The organism is Rhodococcus sp. MS16 (assembly GCF_013277795.1).
Lineage (GTDB): Bacteria > Actinomycetota > Actinomycetes > Mycobacteriales > Mycobacteriaceae > Rhodococcus_F > Rhodococcus_F globerula.
Window position 1 is genome coordinate 1 of the sequence record NZ_VBTM01000023.1, and the last position, 14,942, is coordinate 14,942.

The 14,942-nt window shown below is 60.6% G+C and carries 16 protein-coding genes and 2 pseudogenes; 7 read left to right on the forward strand and 11 right to left on the reverse strand.

Features of this window, described 5'->3' with window-relative positions:
- Window positions 1–139: 139 nt before the first annotated feature.
- Window positions 140–1,405, forward strand: coding sequence for an IS256 family transposase (locus FEZ60_RS30475; protein WP_172937782.1), 1,266 nt, complete (start codon window positions 140–142; stop codon window positions 1,403–1,405).
- 26 nt (window positions 1,406–1,431) lie between these two features.
- Here the strand turns inward: FEZ60_RS30475 and FEZ60_RS30480 are convergent, their stop codons facing one another.
- Genes FEZ60_RS30480 through FEZ60_RS30495 form a run of 3 tightly spaced genes read right to left on the reverse strand, consistent with a single transcriptional unit; the run spans window position 1,432 to window position 3,583 of the window.
- Window positions 1,432–1,857, reverse strand: coding sequence for an integrase core domain-containing protein (locus FEZ60_RS30480; protein ID WP_172937783.1), 426 nt, complete (start codon window positions 1,855–1,857; stop codon window positions 1,432–1,434).
- Window positions 1,793–2,338: a DDE-type integrase/transposase/recombinase gene (locus FEZ60_RS30485; protein ID WP_275942479.1), complete on the reverse strand. Its 546-nt coding sequence runs from the start codon at window positions 2,336–2,338 to the stop codon at window positions 1,793–1,795. The genes FEZ60_RS30480 and FEZ60_RS30485 overlap by 65 nt, the downstream gene beginning before the upstream one ends.
- A gap of 12 nt (window positions 2,339–2,350) precedes the next feature.
- Window positions 2,351–3,583, reverse strand: coding sequence for an IS110 family transposase (locus tag FEZ60_RS30495; protein WP_172937784.1), 1,233 nt, complete (start codon window positions 3,581–3,583; stop codon window positions 2,351–2,353).
- Between the two features lie 511 nt (window positions 3,584–4,094).
- On the opposite strand from FEZ60_RS30495, the gene FEZ60_RS30500 reads away from it, so the two are divergent.
- From FEZ60_RS30500 to FEZ60_RS30505, 3 genes are all read left to right on the forward strand, one after another.
- A complete protein-coding gene (locus tag FEZ60_RS30500) occupies window positions 4,095–5,108 on the forward strand; it encodes a tyrosine-type recombinase/integrase (RefSeq protein WP_172937785.1) in 1,014 nt (337 codons plus the stop codon).
- Window positions 5,109–5,116: 8 nt separating this feature from the next.
- Window positions 5,117–5,377 (forward strand): hypothetical protein, encoded by a 261-nt coding sequence (locus FEZ60_RS32725; protein WP_242484927.1) that lies wholly within the window; start codon window positions 5,117–5,119, stop codon window positions 5,375–5,377.
- Between the two features lie 105 nt (window positions 5,378–5,482).
- Window positions 5,483–7,351 carry a tyrosine-type recombinase/integrase gene (locus tag FEZ60_RS30505; RefSeq protein ID WP_242484928.1) on the forward strand — a complete coding sequence of 623 codons (1,869 nt, stop codon included), beginning with the start codon at window positions 5,483–5,485 and terminating at the stop codon, window positions 7,349–7,351.
- 36 nt (window positions 7,352–7,387) lie between these two features.
- Here the strand turns inward: FEZ60_RS30505 and FEZ60_RS30515 are convergent, their stop codons facing one another.
- Window positions 7,388–7,888, reverse strand: a complete 501-nt coding sequence (locus FEZ60_RS30515; RefSeq protein ID WP_172937786.1) for a nitroreductase/quinone reductase family protein — start codon at window positions 7,886–7,888, stop codon at window positions 7,388–7,390.
- Window positions 7,889–8,588: 700 nt separating this feature from the next.
- Here FEZ60_RS30515 and FEZ60_RS30520 point away from each other — a divergent pair.
- Window positions 8,589–9,287, forward strand: a complete 699-nt coding sequence (locus tag FEZ60_RS30520; protein WP_172937809.1) for an IS6 family transposase — start codon at window positions 8,589–8,591, stop codon at window positions 9,285–9,287.
- Window positions 9,288–9,371: 84 nt separating this feature from the next.
- Here the strand turns inward: FEZ60_RS30520 and FEZ60_RS30525 are convergent.
- Window positions 9,372–9,476, reverse strand: a pseudogene (locus FEZ60_RS30525) (Hsp20 family protein); the annotation flags it as partial.
- A 174-nt stretch (window positions 9,477–9,650) separates the two neighbouring features.
- Window positions 9,651–10,148, reverse strand: a complete 498-nt coding sequence (locus FEZ60_RS30530; RefSeq protein WP_172937787.1) for a hypothetical protein — start codon at window positions 10,146–10,148, stop codon at window positions 9,651–9,653.
- A gap of 48 nt (window positions 10,149–10,196) precedes the next feature.
- On the opposite strand from FEZ60_RS30530, the pseudogene FEZ60_RS30535 reads away from it, so the two are divergent.
- Window positions 10,197–10,430: pseudogene (locus tag FEZ60_RS30535) on the forward strand (hypothetical protein); the annotation flags it as partial.
- 444 nt (window positions 10,431–10,874) lie between these two features.
- Here the strand turns inward: FEZ60_RS30535 and FEZ60_RS30540 are convergent.
- The 4 genes from FEZ60_RS30540 to FEZ60_RS30555 form a co-directional block, all read right to left on the reverse strand.
- Complete coding sequence (locus FEZ60_RS30540; RefSeq protein ID WP_172937789.1) at window positions 10,875–11,024, reverse strand: hypothetical protein; 150 nt, start codon at window positions 11,022–11,024, stop codon at window positions 10,875–10,877.
- 65 nt (window positions 11,025–11,089) lie between these two features.
- Window positions 11,090–11,443 (reverse strand): hypothetical protein, encoded by a 354-nt coding sequence (locus tag FEZ60_RS30545; RefSeq protein ID WP_172937790.1) that lies wholly within the window; start codon window positions 11,441–11,443, stop codon window positions 11,090–11,092.
- 175 nt (window positions 11,444–11,618) lie between these two features.
- Window positions 11,619–12,080, reverse strand: coding sequence for an Hsp20 family protein (locus tag FEZ60_RS30550; RefSeq protein WP_172937791.1), 462 nt, complete (start codon window positions 12,078–12,080; stop codon window positions 11,619–11,621).
- A gap of 166 nt (window positions 12,081–12,246) precedes the next feature.
- The gene (locus tag FEZ60_RS30555; RefSeq protein WP_172937792.1) at window positions 12,247–12,537 is read right to left on the reverse strand and encodes a MerR family transcriptional regulator; all 291 of its coding nucleotides are present in this window, start codon (window positions 12,535–12,537) and stop codon (window positions 12,247–12,249) included.
- Window positions 12,538–13,253: 716 nt separating this feature from the next.
- Between FEZ60_RS30555 and FEZ60_RS30560 the strand changes: the two genes are divergently transcribed.
- Window positions 13,254–13,589 carry a MerR family transcriptional regulator gene (locus FEZ60_RS30560; protein WP_242484929.1) on the forward strand — a complete coding sequence of 112 codons (336 nt, stop codon included), beginning with the start codon at window positions 13,254–13,256 and terminating at the stop codon, window positions 13,587–13,589.
- A gap of 113 nt (window positions 13,590–13,702) precedes the next feature.
- On the opposite strand, the gene FEZ60_RS30565 is transcribed toward FEZ60_RS30560, so the two are convergent.
- Complete coding sequence (locus tag FEZ60_RS30565) at window positions 13,703–14,074, reverse strand: hypothetical protein (protein ID WP_172937793.1); 372 nt, start codon at window positions 14,072–14,074, stop codon at window positions 13,703–13,705.
- Between the last annotated feature and the right edge of the window lie 868 nt (window positions 14,075–14,942).

The following is a 14,942-nucleotide window of genomic DNA, read 5'->3' on the forward strand; positions in this document are numbered from 1 at the left end:
TTGATACCTCCCATTAGTCCAGCAGAGTGGTGTACGACCACTCGTCCTGAAACTGTGGGCGTGTCGCTACCCCGATGAGGACGGCCACCGCGTGATTCTTCAAGAGAGCTACCAACTCGACCTAAAGAGAGAACACGCGATGACCGATCACAACTTTATCGACCCCGAAAAGTTTCTGTCCGACCAACTCGCCGCAGCGAGCCCCGACCTGCTCCGATCGATGCTCGGAACGTTCATCACCGCGCTGATGGGCGCCGAAGCGGACAGCCTGTGCGGTGCCGGATACGGAGAACGCAGCGACGACCGCGTCAACTCGCGCAACGGTTACCGGCACCGCGACTTCGACACTCGTGCAGGCACACTCGACATCCCAATCCCGAAGTTGCGGCAAGGATCCTATTTTCCTGATTGGCTGCTCGAGCGCCGCAAGCGCGCCGAGCGTGCCCTGACCTCTGTCGTGGCAACCTGCTATCTGCTTGGGGTTTCGACGCGGCGGATGGAGAAACTCGTCGAATCGTTGGGCATCAACAGCTTGTCGAAGTCGCAGGTGTCAATCATGGCCCGTGACCTCGACGAACAAGTCGAATCGTTTCGCACCCGGCCACTCGATCAAGGCCCATATACCTTTGTCGCCGCCGATGCACTGGTGCTCAAAGTTCGGGAGAACGGGCGCGTGATGAACGTGCACGCCCTGTTGGCGGTCGGAATCAACCGCGACGGGCACCGAGAAATTTTGGGTGTCGACGTCTCGTCCGGGGAGGACAAGGCCGACTGGTTGACGTTCTTTCGCGGCTTGGTCGCCCGCGGATTGACCGGGGTCAAGTTGGTGACCTCCGACGCCCACGCCGGTCTCGTGGCGTCGATCGGCGCCACCTTGCCCGGTGCATCATGGCAACGCTGTCGAACGCACTACGCGGTCAATCTCATGTCGATCACCCCGAAAACGCAATGGCCGTGGGTGAAGACGATGCTGCATTCGATTTACGATCAACCAGACCGGAAAGGTGTTGAGGAACAGTATGATCGGATGCTCGATGCCTTGTCTGGCAAGCTTCCGAAGGTGGCGGCGCATCTCGATGACGCCCGCGCCGAGTTGCTCGCGTTCACCGGGTTTCCGAAGGAGATCTGGCGTCAGATCTGGTCTAACAATCCTATTGAACGACTCAACAAGGAGATCCGTCGGCGGACCGATGTCGTCGGTATTTTCCCTGACCGCACCTCCCTGATCCGGCTCGTCGGAGCGGTGCTCGCCGAGCAACACGACGAGTGGACCGAAGGCCGTCGATACCTCGGACTGGACGTCTTGGCTCGCTCCCGAGTAAGTCTCGTTACCTCGGAAACCGGTGACGACAACACAATTGATGAGGAGATGAACTCGACTACCTCTGCTGCACTGACAGCCTGAACGAGGAGATCACGCAGTGCCCGTCCTCACACACCACACATTTGGACTTGACCCTGGAGAATCGATAGTTGAGAGTAATAGATGGCCTCGAACTCGTCGGGAGTGACGTAGTCCAAGGTGCTGTGCAGGCGGCGGGTATTGAACCAATCCACCCATTCCATCGTCGCGAATTCGATGTCGTCGATCGTCTTGATCGCCCCTTGCAGGAACGGACTGCTCTTGGAGACCGCTTCTGTCTTGAACAGTCCGATTGTCGATTCCGCGAGGGCGTTGTCGTAGGCGTCGCCGACGCTTCCAATTGAAGCTGCAATCCCTTCCAGCGCAAGGGTTTCTGCGAAGGAAATTGATGTGTATTGACTGCCGGCGCCGCTGTGATGGATCAGTCCGTCACCAACTCGATGTCCACCGTGATCGCGTCGCCACAATGCCATCTTCAATGCCGTGGTGACCATGGCCGTGTACCTTCACTGTCGAGGCATGCCAGCCGACGATTGCCCGGGAGAAGCAGTCGATCACGAATGCGACGTAGACGAACCCCGCCCACGTTCGGCAGTAGGTGAAATCGGTAACCCATGTGCGGTTCGGTGCGTCGGCGGTGAAATCGCGATCGAGTAGGTCGGGTGCCCGCCGACTGTCCTTGCCGCCCGGAATTGTGGTTCGGTGCTGTCTGCCCCTGACCACCCCATTCAGTCCTTCGTCGCGCATCAAGCGGTCGATGGTGCAGGCCGCGACGTGGTGGCCTTTGCGGCGCAGGTGAGCGGTCATCTTTCGTCGGCCGTAGAGCCCTTCGGCAGGCCGATTGTTGCTCGCAGTTCCTTGGTGAGGTGGGCGTCGGTGATCGTCCTTGCGGACGGTGGTGAGGTTTTCCAGTTGCGGTACGTGCGTGGGGCGACCTGTATTCCTTGTGCGGTGAGCACTCGGCAGACATCGCATATGTTCAAAGTGTCAAGAAACCATGGCGTCCGCCGGTTCCACACAGTGCGCGAATGCGACTGCCGCATCGTAAAGTTCTCGACTGCACAGACAGTGGTGGAGCATGCCGATGTAGCGATTCGACAGATTCCGTGCAGCGGCAGTGTAGGTGTCACCGATGGCGCGTCGGCGATCGTAGTGAGCCCGTGCATCCGGAGAGTGCAGAATCAGCGGTAACGCCCACAGGTATGCAGCGTGGTTGAGTCGTTTGTTTCGTACGATCCTGAGTCTGGTGGTCGATTTGGTTCCGCTCGCGCGGGTCACCGGTGCCGTGCCGGCGTAGGCTTTCAATCCGCGGGCTGTTGCGAAACGTGTTCGATCGTCACCGATTTCGCCTAGGATCCTGGCGCCCAGAACGACGCCGAGTCCTGGGAAGCTCGTGAGTATGGGAGCGTCGGGGTGTTCCTCGAATGCTGAGGTAAGGGCCGCCTCCAATGACTTGACGTTCTCGGCAGTAGCCGTGAGTGCGCGTGCGTACGCATGCGCTTGTCGCCCCATCGCGATTTCCACCTGCAGTGGTTGGCGCAGGTGAGGGAGGCGGAGCCCTGCAACGATTCTGCGGGCCTCGACCTCGACGCCGCGTTTCCGCCCACCTTTCCGTAAGGCCGCGGCCATAGTGGAGGGGCGCAGGTTTACTGCGGCGGCCGGGGTGGGTGCCAGTCGGAGTGCCTCGCGTGCACCCATCGTGGTCAGGTCGTCAAATGTCTCGAGAAATGCCGGAAAGTATTGACGGAGAAGGGAACGTGCTTTGCTGGTGATCTGTTGTCTATCCCAGATCGCGTCCTGATGGGCCCTGGCCAACACCTTGACGGATTGGGCTTGTTCACTGTCGTCCGGAAGCCGCCGATGATTGTCACGATCGGTGCGAAGGATATTGGCCAGCACCATTGCGTCTGCGGCGTCGCTTTTAGTTCGACTCGGCGAGTAGCGGTCCCGATATCTCGAGACGGACAACGGGTTGATTGCGAACACATCGGCGCCGGCGGCGCGAATCGCCGAGACGAGTAGCCCTTGCGCCGTTTCGATAGCGACGGGCAGTCCGTCGAGTCCGTCCTTTCGTAGTTCGAGGATCAGTTCTACTAATCGGTCGAAGCCTGCGACGTCATCGCTGATGCGTTCCTTGATCAGCAGGCTTCCACTGTCGTCGATCACCGCGACATCGTGATGCTTTTCCGCCCAATCGATTCCACACCACAGCTCAGCCATCTCGTCAGTCCTGTCCTCGTCCGGGAGTGCGGCCGGCAAGCCGCACAACGTTGCCGAACCGGGAAGGTCGACCAGCGCTCTAATGAACAGGCCTCAGGGGCCGCCATCGCATCGGCTGTCACACGATCTCCCACCAGCAGATCGGTGTCACGCACTGCCGTCAGGACTGAACGTCCCGCTCGACGAAGTGATCACCTATCCGCGGCTCGACACTTGACCCCGCTTTCGACAGGGCCAGGATGGGGGTACCCGCGCCGACGCCGGCTACGGTCTGCCAAGGAAGAGTTCGTACTCGGATCGACTCGAGAAGTCCGGTGCCGGCACGGCTACCGATCTCATTAGATCGACTCGACCCTGAAATTTTGTGCACGCATGTCGTCGATGAACTGGACTATCAGCGGCGGCGAGGGTGGAGTTCCCTCGCGAAGAAAATCATGATATGTGGGTGATCTGACGCATCCAGTGTCAGGCTGATCATGTCGGTTGTCGGCTCGATCGAGGAGGCCCCACAATGAATGCTTTCGTCCCAGCGCTGGTCCGCCCGCCTGGCGAAATTCCACGACTCGGCGAACCACTTCTCGATGAATACCTACGCTTCGTCGCTGCGAGAGCACGAACCAACACCCTCCTGGCACAGACGTTCGACCTGAAAGTCTTCTTCACCATCATCGGCAAGGAACCGACGCAGGTGAGCACCAGCGATGTACTGGCTTTCATTCAAGCGCAACGACTTCCACGCAAAGAGAATGTGGTCCGCCTCAGCGACGGCGAATCGGGACTGGCCGCCTCGACCATCAAACGTCGACTGGCGTCGATCTCCGGCCTGTTCTCCTACCTCCATGAGCGTGGGCTGGTCGAGAAGAATCCCGTGCCGCGAGGCCTCTCGACCCGGTCGGGACGCTCTCACGTTCGCGGGACCCCACTGATCAGAGCGCCGCGGCGCCTCCCACGGGTACTGAGCCCCGACGAGGTCAACGCACTATTGGCCGCGCTACGCTGCGAACGAGACCGGGCGATGGTCCTGTTGATGCTGTTCGGCGGACTACGCCGATGCGAGGTGCTGGGCTTACGGATGCCCGATGTCCGACCCGGTGAGCGACGAGTGTTCGTCGCCGCCGGCAAAGGCGGCCACCAACGCATCGTCCCGGTCGCACCGACCTTCTTCGAAAGCCTCGGCCGCTATCTCGACGCCGAACGCCCGATCGACAGTGCCACCGATCATGTCTTCGTGGTCCTCAAACGTCCCAGACGCGGCAACCCGCTTTCCGCGGCCGGTCTCGATGAAATTCTCTCCGGCGCCCGAGTTCGAGGCGGGTTACCTCATGCGACATGTCACGAACTTCGACACACCTGCTTCACCCGACTCCGCGAATCGGGGATGGCGTTGGAGGCGATTCAAGCTCAAGCCGGGCACGCATCCATCGAGTCCACACGCATCTATCTGCATCTGGCCAACGACTGGCTGATCGGCGAGTATTCCAAGGCGATGGACATTCTCGACGGCATCGCCGGTGACATCCCTTGAGATGCGAAATGAGCGTTCCGACAGACTCTTTGAGAAAACCTGAGTCAACCGCGGCCCGCACATACGTTCACGCGGTCACCAATGCACATGCCCACCGAACCCGACTCCGGGCTGTCCTGCGGTTCGAGGACAGGTTCGGTGATCTCGGCGCATGGAACGCGCTACCGGTGTCGGCGCGCATGGCAGCTCCCGACATCGTGCGCGCGTTCGTTGCCTTCGCGGCCGTCTTCGAGTCGGTGGCCGTCGATGCGATCTATGTTGTGCAATGATCATCGAAATGGGGCGCCCATCTGGCCGAACGTGAACCCGTAGCTGCTTCCACATTCCGCACGCAGGCAACAAGTTTGGGATTCTGCGAGCGCGAGGCAGGGAAGATGTGGTCCAAACTCGCGCAGATCTGTGTCATCGCCGGCGCCACGACCGAGGCGCTCACCTCGGCGGAGTATGTCGCGGCCCGGGCCCAGTTTCATTCCGCGGTAGTCGCCAAGGTCGGGCGTGCACCGAAATCGTTGAACGCGCCACTCTTTGGGCTCGATGCGCTCATGTTCCATCGCGGCCAAGGACCCCGGCCACATCCGCGCAAACGCTGGGCAGCACGATCGGTGCCCGAGATCGGTTGGGACCGCGCCGAGGAGTGCGCGCCCGTCATGGTCGCTACGATGCGCCGTTACCTCGACCAGATCGGCATCAGCCTGCGTGCCTCGTCGGTGCAATGCATCGAGACCACACTGCGCCAGTTCGCCGGCCATCTGGCCACTACCAGCAATGTTGTCTGCGTCGCCAACATCGACCGCACCCACATCGAGGCCTACAAGACCTGGTTGGCGGCACGGCCGGGCTATCGCAAGAACACAAGCCTGTCCAAGACCACCCTCGGCATGCGCATGGGCCACCTGAGCGCGTTCTATCAACGCATCATCGAATGGGACTATCCCGATGTCCCGGCCCGGGCGCCGGTCTACTCCTCGGACCGGCCGATCAAGGACAAGCCGCTACCGCGATTCCTCGACGACGGCGCCGCCGCCAAGTTCTTGACCGCAGCCCGCAACCTGCCCGACGAGTTCGGTCGCCTCGCCATCGAAATGCTCTCACGTACCGGCATGCGCAAAGGCGAACTCCTCGACCTGACAATCGATTCGGTCGTCCAGATCGGTTCCGCCTACTGGCTCCGCATCCCCGCCGGCAAGCTCCACAACGACCGGTACGTCCCCTTGCATCCCCAACTCAAAACAATGATCGACACCTGGCTCGAGCACCGACCGGACTGGCAGGACAGTCCGCTGCTCTTCACCGACCGCGGTCGTCCGATCCCGGGCACCCGAATCGACAAGGCAGTCCAATCCGCTGCTGCCGCAGCGGGAATCGGCCACGTCCACCCTCATCAGCTGCGGCACACACTCGCGACGCAGGCCATCAACCGGGGTATGAGCCTCGAGGCGATCGCCGCATTGCTCGGGCACAAGACAATGGAGATGACGATGGTCTATGCCCGAATCGCGGACCGGACTGTTGCCGACCAATACTTCTCCGTCACAGAGAAAGTCGAAGCCCTCTACAGTAAACACGAACCCGCCGTCCTGCCTGCCGAGGACGAGCCCGCCGCGATGCGCAAACTCCGCGCCGAAGCCCACCGGCGGATGCTCGGTAACGGCTACTGCGCACGCCCAGTCGAACTCGACTGCCACTTCGAGTCGATCTGCGAGTCATGCACGTTCTTCGTCACCACCATCGAGTTTCTCCCCACCCTCACCCGTCAGCGAGACGACGCCGCAGACAAGGGCCAGATCGGGCGGCAGAAGGTCTTCGACGGACTTATCTGCATCCTTCACAAAAACGGATGCGGCATCAAACCCGGCGCGGTTCAAACCTGCCGATCCGGCCTTCTTGGCCGGATCGGCATTGGATCGTCGACGCCGCCCACATCCGGGCGCCTCAGTCTCTGCCCGGGAAGGTCGGGAAGAAACATCGGGCGTTGGCCCGATGGATCGGGGTGCGGATCCAGGATAATCTGCGGTTCGCGGTCGATCCGAATGCGCCGTTCGTCAACAATGCTGCCGAACGGGAAACTCGTATGGCGAAACTTCGGCAGAAGGTGTCCGGTGGTAAGCGCACTCTTGTCGGGGCCGAGCATTTCGCGGCGTTACCTTCCATATCTTGCGACTACTGCGAAGCACGGCATCGATGGGCTTGATGCGTTGACGCGTCTTGCGACCGGAAATCCTTGGATCCCTCAAAGCACCTGACCAGCTACGAGTAGCCAATCCCGGGGAAGTCAAATTTCACTGAGACAACGGCCTTGGTTCGAGGAGAAAAACAGGCATTGTCCGAGTGGTATGGCTAGCATGTTGGAGAAAGACGTCATTGGCCAGCACTATTGCTCCGAACGCCTGATCGTATTCGACTTTGTCCGTGAGCTCGCGAGCGTACACGGGCAATACTGTGGTTCCGACGGTGATTGAAATATCTGGAGTCGCACGCAAATTGGCGACCCAGGCAGGATTGTCAGGCCGTCCGGCATTAGAGCCGACGATTACCCAGTTTCCATTGAAATTGGTACTTAGCAATGGAAACTCTCGCTCCTTGCCAGTTTTTCGACCAATGGTCTTAACCAGTATAATCTGGCCGTCTCCCATGGAGTTAAAAATACGTCCGCCGCTTAATTTGTAGACGTAATAATTTGTTTTCTCGTAAACCTTTCGGACGATCCTTCCAGCCTTCTCGTAGCGAACCAGAAAGGCAACCCCCTGGCGAAACTTACCAATCAAGAACTTTTTCAACATTTTCTCGTTTCATCAATCGCTGCCTGTCGGGGTGAGGCATATCGGCGGCCAGCGGCATGTGGTGGCGCCGCTCAGTTGAGTGGCATTACTTCCGGATCGTCGCCATCTGGCCGACACCCCTACGTGCTTCGCGTCCCACTCGTTGACTGGGGAAACTATATCCTGACGGACTTCGTCATGCAATAGTGCGGTCCGCTGACATCGCTGGAGTCGCACTGCACCGTGACTGCACTGTCAAGTAGTTGAAATCCTCGGTCTGCAACGATCCGGTGACGTCGTCGGTGCACGAGGACTACCGGGTTCCGCGGGAGATCATCGCGCGAACCGCGTGTGACTGTGCCACCGGTTCACCCTCCCGTTCCGCGAGATCGAGTTACTGATGACCGAGCGCGGAATAGCGATGTCGCACGAAACGATCCGCGCCTGGTACACCCGGTGCGAGCCCGAGGACGCGGCCAACCTTCGGCGACGGCAACCCGAGGCCGGCGACCAGTAGCATCACGACGTGATGTTCACAAAGTCGTGGGATATGTGAGGTTCACCCCGGATGGTGGACACGGAGATAGCGGGACTAAAGGTTCCGCTGGGAGGATGTCCTCATGTCCCGCAAGCGCAGGTCGTTCACGACCGAGTACAAGGTCGAAGGCACTGTCACGTTGTTGAACGCGGCAAGCTGGGAGAATGTGGCGTGCCCACCCCGATGCTGTCCTACAAAGGCCACCGCTACCCGGTCGAGATCATCAATCACTGCGTGTGGTTGTACTTCCGGTTCCCGCTCAGCTTCCGCGAAGTCGAGGAACTCATGCTCGAACGCGGTGTCGTGGTCAGCTATGAGACGATCCGGCGGTGGTGCGCCAAGTTCGGGCAGGCATACGCAAACCAGCTGCGCCGACGGCGTGCCCGGCCCGGTGACAAGTGGTACCTCGACGAGGTCTTCATTAAAATCAACGGCACACTGCATTACTTATGGCGGGCGGTCGACCAGCGCGGCAACGTGCTCGATGTGCTGGTCCAGTCCCGCCGAAACGCGTTGGCAGTCAAGCGATTCTTCCGGCGGTTACTCAAAGGTTTGGGGTATGTGCCGCGGGTGATCGTGACCGACAAGCTCCGTAGCTACGAGGTGGCCCATCGAGAGATGTTGCCATCGGTGAAGCATCGGCAGTCGAAGTATCTCAACAACCGGGCCGAGAATTCCCATCAACCCACCAGACAGCGGGAGCGGGCGATGAAACGCTTCACATCGCCCGGGCACGCGCAACGATTCCTGTCAGCCTTTTCGGGTATTTCACCGCATTTCCGACCCAACCGGCACAGACTCTCGGCGCCCGAATGGCGTACCGAGATGGCCGACCGCTTCGCTGTCTGGCAGGAAGTTACCGCGACCAACGTCGTCGTCTGAAAGTGAACAGCCCGGCGATGTACCGCAACATCCTGTCCCAAACAGGTTTCACTGCTGGGATTTTCGATTAACGTGACAGTGCCCCCCAGCGTCGTAGCCGGCGTCGATATTCTCGGTGTCGAGGTTCTCCCCCAGAAACAGTTGACGACTGAACACACCCCGCGGACGCTCAGCCGCAATCATCTCCTCCCCGTTATCTTCTAGGAGGTCCTTGAAATGAGGGCTGCGGTCGCCAGACCTGGTATGACTTCTTGCCCCTGTCATCAATGATCCGGGGGGTGGTGTCGCCGGGTGTGGTGGCGTCGATAAACCGCTGATAGACCTCCGATCAACGCAAGTCGTCAAGCAGCTGCCGGTTCCGCATCATGAATGGAGCCGGGAAAGGCCTTCGATGCGTCGAAGGTTTGACCGGTTTGAAGGCAGTGATAGAGCTGACCCAGAAGCCGGGGATTTAAGTCCGCGAGCGTCGGCAAACCGGTCGCGGTCGTCGCCGATCTCTGCCAAGACTCTGGCGCCGGTAGCCTCACCGAGGCCGGGAAAGCTGGTGATGACCGCGTAGTCAGGATGATTCCGAAATGCCTCGGCCGCAGACTCATTGAGGTTGTCGGCGTTGACGCATTCGGTGTTCAAGGTTGCCAACAAGGCACTCGCCTGGCTACCCATCGCCTGCTCCACCAAGGGTGGCTGTCGCAGCTGAGGAGCGCCAAGCGCGTTCTGGATTCGGGTCGCGGTGTCCTCGAGTCGACGTTGCCCGCTGGGGTGTTGAGGTTGACGATCCCGCTTGCGGAGCGGGCCAAGCCCCGCAAGATCGAGATCAGCAGCGCCGGGAACAGCAACGGGAGCAGCAAGGAGGTGGGCCATAAGCAGGGGAGCAAGCAGATCGATGCGTGAACAGCAGTCCAGTACAGCATGTTTCGTGAGGGTGCAGAGAAAATGGTATGGGTCGATGATGTCGAGATCGCCCGCATCGCCGAGGACGAGCGTGAAGTAGTCGGCGGGGGCCGGCGCGGCGACTCGGGGTGGGAGGCGATGGGTATCCGCCTCTGGCACGATCTGGAATATGCTGCTGTGGTGGGGGATTCGGATCGGATTCTCGCCGATGCGCTCACTCCGGCGGGGTGGGTGTTGCTCATGCGGATCGCGGCCTGCGGGATACTCGCTCCAGACCTACGATCCGGACGAGTGGGAGATCTTCATTGAGGAGTGGGCTTCGGGCCTGTCACCCCGGTACGCCCGCGTCCAACGTTTCGGAGGATCAGACGATCGAGGTGTCGACGTCGCAGGGTTCAAGACGGGCCGTGCTTCGAAGGTGAGTGGGACTGTTTCCAGGGCAAGCATTACGACAAGAGCCTGACGCCCTCAATTGCCTGGCCGGAGATGCTCACAGTTTTCCTCCTCCCGGTACGAAACCCCCTCTTGAATCGCACCGGAGTTTCCGGGGACTTTGATGTGTCTGTCACAAACACTCAGTCCAGGCCCTCGGCCCAGGGGGCGATCGGGTGAGGTCCTCCTATGTCCGGATGGGCGTAGGAGGACCTCACCGATCAGCTTCGGTGGGACCGTTTGTGAAAGTTGCCCGGCTCTGCGTCAGGGCTGGAATTCATCTGTTCGGGGGTTTTGTGGTGGGGTGGGGAAGAGGATGCGGTTCCACCAGGATTGCCGGTCCGGATCTTCTTTCCAGATGATCGGCTCGTCGGCGGGGGCGGATGGTGCCGTATCGGTGATCGTCGAAGGCATCGTTGACCTCCTGGGTAATTCGGATTCGGTGGGTGGTTGTGGTTGCCGATTCGGGGGTGCGGTTCTTACAGGTGTGGCACTGCTGCCGTGAGGAACACGATCCCGAAGGCGATACCTGCTGTGCCGGTGAGGATTCCGATGGAGCCGTGTCCGTCGCCGCAATTGTGTCCAGCGGTGTCGGGGCGGCGGGCCGACAGGCCTGCGCCGAGGGCGGCGGCTCCGAGGAGGATACCGAGTCCGAACATCCAGAACGTCAGGATCGAGAGGGCGCCGAACATTATTGACATGTCGCTGTATTCACTGCGGGTGATCGGTGTGTGTCGATTCCACCGGACAGGTGGGGTGGGCGCTTCGGTGGGTACTTCGGTCTCGTGCAGGTTGTGCGGGTTCTCATGTGGGGGAATGGTCGATGTGGTCATGGTTGTGAGGCGGGGTTTTCGTGCAGGGGTGTGTGGTGATATCCGTTGTGGGGCTTACGGTTTGCTTCTCCGGCAGGCGCAGCGGAAAGTGCAGCAGAAAGGTGGGGTGATGCCTGAGCCCTGTTGCGCTGGTTCTCGGGCATCACCCCACCGCAGGTGTGCGAGGGGAAGGCGATCAGGCTTCGATCGGTACCGGCTGTGCCGTCTGATCGGTGCCGGCGCGTGAGGGTGGCCCGGAGGAGATGTCGATGCGGCGTGGTTTCGCTTTTTCGGCGATCGGCAGGCTCACCGTCAGCACTCCGTTGTCGTAGGAGGCGGCGATGCGTTCGCTGTCGATGTCGTCGCTGATGGAGAGTTGGCGCCGGTAGGTGCCGGCGAATCGTTCACCGGTCAGCCAGCTCACACCGTCCTCCGGCGGGGCGCTGCGGTGTGCGGTCAACGTCAACGTGGATCCGTCGAGGTGCACGTCGACCGATCCGGGATCCACGCCGGGAAGGTCGGCGTGCAGGACGTAGTGGTCGTCGACTTTGTAGAGGTCCATCGGCATGAATCGTGGACTGCGACTGCTGCCGGAACCAGCGGTGAGCAGAGATTTGGTGATCGAGTCGATGTCGGTGAAAGGATCGAAACGAAGCACAGCAACACACCTCCCATGTCGTGAAAAGAATGGTCCCCGCCACCGTGGCGGGTGACCGAACTTACTGTGCGAGGACATGTTAAACAAAAATTCTGGCACTCGGCAAGTCCGAGTGCCAGAATTTTTGTGGAGGAATTCCGGAGGAAAGACGGCGCTGTGAATCGGGTTATTCGGGTGCGGCGTCGGGCTTGTTCTCCGACTGCGGATGGCGTTGCTGGAGTTCGGTGTTGATGCGTCGGGCTTCGGTGAGTTGGTCTTCGAGGATGATGATGCGGCATGCAGCGTCGAGGGGGGTGCCAGCGGCGACGAGTTCGTGGGTGCGGGCAGCGATGCGCAGTTGGTAGCGGGAGTAGCGGCGGTGCCCGCCGCCGGAGCGTTGTGGGGTGAGGAGTTTCGCGGCGTCGAGGCTGCGCAGGAAGGCTTGCCGGACGCCGAGGATGTCGGCGGCCTGGCCCATGCTGTAGGCGGGGTAGTCTTCGTCGTCGAATTTGCCGGACAGTGCGTTGATCGCACTGTCGGGTGTTTCTGCCTGAATGGGGTGTCCTCTTTCATTTACTGGACTGGCCCCCGGGGCGTGAAGAACGGCAAAAAACGGAAAAGAGCGGGGCCCCCGGCGCAACGGGGGGTGGGTTGCGCCGGGGGCCGGATGGTGGAACTCACTTGCACAACTGCACTCTTGCGAGCTTGCGGACTCGTCGTGACATCCCAAAGCCGCCACATAGGATCTTCCGAGCCGATTGCATATCGAACAATCGCTTTTCGGTCTCGGTACGGCCCCGTCCTGCGGTACTGCGTGCGGGTAGTTCATCTTTCCCGCACTTCTTGATTCGCGCACATCTTGCTTCGTTCTTTGCTGCGAGAGAAAAGATACAACACCCTTTTGAGAATGTCTACCCCCATGGCTGTAGATTTTTTCCAGTGAGCGCAGACGTATAGCTGACCGGGAGAAACGTGTCGATTTCGTCCGTGAGGCGGCATCGGGAGGGAAACCGTGGGCGGGAGTCCGCGCCGCAGGGCCGGTAGCAGTTTCCGTAAGGCTGTGGTCCTGACCCGGCCCGGTGATCAGCGCCTGTCTTGGCGGCGGGACATTATCCTGACCGCGTGGATGTAGGAAATCTGTATCGTCGGGACAAGATATTTCACTTGATATGAGTATTGAAGGCGCGTGAAAAGATGACGACCCTCGAAAGGGTGACCATGACCGAGGAGCTAGGGGCGCGTTCACGGCGCGGGGTGTACGGGATTTCGGTGATGGCGGAGCTCTCCGGGGTGGGGCCGCAGACGCTTCGACTGTACGAGCGGCGGGGGTTGTTGACCCCGACGCGGACGAGTGGGGGCACCCGCCGGTACAGCGACGCGGATCTGGACACTCTGCGCCGGATCAACGCACTGATCGACGACGGCGTCAACCTGGTGGGAGTTCGGTTGATTCTCTCACTCGAAGCCGAAAACTCGATTCTGGCGGCTCGGGTTGCCCAACTGAGCGAATCCGCCGGCGGTCAACGGTGAACACCGCTGACCGCCGTGAGCACAACTTTGAACACTGCTGCCCGCCGTGAGCAGCTGTGTGTGCCCTCTCGACAGTAGGTACGAAGCCACCTTCGGGTGGTAGCTGTTGAGGTTTACCCCTCGGACCGGCTGATGTCGCCGAAGTCTGCGTCCGCCTCGATCGTGTTTCCGTCGGCTTTCAGATGCCGGAGGGCGGAATCGTAGGCGTCGATGAGCCATTGATCGGTGGCTTCGGTGAGGAGTTCGTGCGGTGCGTCGTCGTTGCCGGCATGGAAGATGCGAACCAGCCACGTGCCGCTGGCATCGGGTTCGTCCGCGAGTCCGCCGGGTGTATTGGTGGCGACGACGTAGCGGCTGTATTCCAGTTCGACGCGAATGGCGTATTCCCCGGCGAGATTGACGACGTTCGCCGGCCGCTGGGACGCCGCAGCCAGCGCGATCAACGCGTCGTTGTACTTTTCCGAGTATTTCCCTCTCAGGGGCATGACTGTCCTCATCTGTGTGACGGCCGCTGCGACATGACGCGGCCGAGGCTCGAGGTCCGTCGCCGCGCCCTCACCGGGGAACCGCAGGCGATCGGGTCCCGGTCGGGGCGGGCGGTGAACGATCTATACAACCATGTGTAGGGGATGTGCTCGTGTCAGGGGAGTTGCGAGTGATACGAGTGCAGCGGCGATCGAACTTTGGGGTTTGCTTCGCGGTGTGAGAGTCCTCGCCGGTCGTGAGACGGCTTTCCCTCCGTGTCTTCGAGCGGTTTCTCCTGGTCAGATATACCTCTGCGCCGACTGGAAAATATCTACAGTGATGAGGGTAGACATTCTTACAAGGGTGTTGTATCTTTTTTCTCGTAACGAGAAACGAATCAAGAAGTGCGGGAGAGATGAACTGCCCGCGCGCAGTACCGCAAGGCGGGGCCGTACCGAGACCGAAAGTGTGTTGTTCGATAGGTATTCGGCTCGGAAGACCCTAATAGGCGGCTGCCGGACGTCCCCACGAGTGCGGTAGCTCGCGAGAGTGCAGATTGTGTAAGTGAGTTCAACCCCATGGTCCCCGGCGTAGCGACCCCCCGTCGCGCCGGGGACCGGTCTGCGTGCCAGGGCTATGTCCGGGCAATGTTGTTGCCGGCCACGAAGTCTCATGGAATCACATGATGGTCTGATCGGCGGCGGCAAGCAGTGGTGACGTACACGGGGCAGCTTTGCGTTCGGGTCGAGAAGCCATGTGAATGTGCCGGTGCCACAAGGTTGTCGACAACAGCCATGGTTTCGGCGGTCACGCCGACCGGGATCTGGAACCGGACGATGTCACGGTTTTACCGGAGGTGTAGGTACACGGTTCATCGGCGGATGAACC

What these genes read in the sequence shown, in the direction of transcription:
- FEZ60_RS30475 (WP_172937782.1), top strand. Translation starts at nt 140, where the DNA reads ATGACCGATCACAACTTTATCGACCCCGAAAAGTTTCTGTCCGACCAA.
- FEZ60_RS30480 (WP_172937783.1), bottom strand. Translation starts at nt 1,857, where the DNA reads ATGGTCACCACGGCATTGAAGATGGCATTGTGGCGACGCGATCACGGT.
- FEZ60_RS30485 (WP_275942479.1), bottom strand. Translation starts at nt 2,338, where the DNA reads ATGCGATGTCTGCCGAGTGCTCACCGCACAAGGAATACAGGTCGCCCC.
- FEZ60_RS30495 (WP_172937784.1), bottom strand. Translation starts at nt 3,583, where the DNA reads ATGGCTGAGCTGTGGTGTGGAATCGATTGGGCGGAAAAGCATCACGAT.
- FEZ60_RS30500 (WP_172937785.1), top strand. Translation starts at nt 4,095, where the DNA reads ATGAATGCTTTCGTCCCAGCGCTGGTCCGCCCGCCTGGCGAAATTCCA.
- FEZ60_RS32725 (WP_242484927.1), top strand. Translation starts at nt 5,117, where the DNA reads ATGAGCGTTCCGACAGACTCTTTGAGAAAACCTGAGTCAACCGCGGCC.
- FEZ60_RS30505 (WP_242484928.1), top strand. Translation starts at nt 5,483, where the DNA reads ATGTGGTCCAAACTCGCGCAGATCTGTGTCATCGCCGGCGCCACGACC.
- FEZ60_RS30515 (WP_172937786.1), bottom strand. Translation starts at nt 7,888, where the DNA reads ATGTTGAAAAAGTTCTTGATTGGTAAGTTTCGCCAGGGGGTTGCCTTT.
- FEZ60_RS30520 (WP_172937809.1), top strand. Translation starts at nt 8,589, where the DNA reads ATGCTGTCCTACAAAGGCCACCGCTACCCGGTCGAGATCATCAATCAC.
- FEZ60_RS30530 (WP_172937787.1), bottom strand. Translation starts at nt 10,148, where the DNA reads ATGGCCCACCTCCTTGCTGCTCCCGTTGCTGTTCCCGGCGCTGCTGAT.
- FEZ60_RS30540 (WP_172937789.1), bottom strand. Translation starts at nt 11,024, where the DNA reads ATGCCTTCGACGATCACCGATACGGCACCATCCGCCCCCGCCGACGAG.
- FEZ60_RS30545 (WP_172937790.1), bottom strand. Translation starts at nt 11,443, where the DNA reads ATGACCACATCGACCATTCCCCCACATGAGAACCCGCACAACCTGCAC.
- FEZ60_RS30555 (WP_172937792.1), bottom strand. Translation starts at nt 12,537, where the DNA reads ATGGGCCAGGCCGCCGACATCCTCGGCGTCCGGCAAGCCTTCCTGCGC.
- FEZ60_RS30560 (WP_242484929.1), top strand. Translation starts at nt 13,254, where the DNA reads ATGACGACCCTCGAAAGGGTGACCATGACCGAGGAGCTAGGGGCGCGT.
- FEZ60_RS30565 (WP_172937793.1), bottom strand. Translation starts at nt 14,074, where the DNA reads ATGCCCCTGAGAGGGAAATACTCGGAAAAGTACAACGACGCGTTGATC.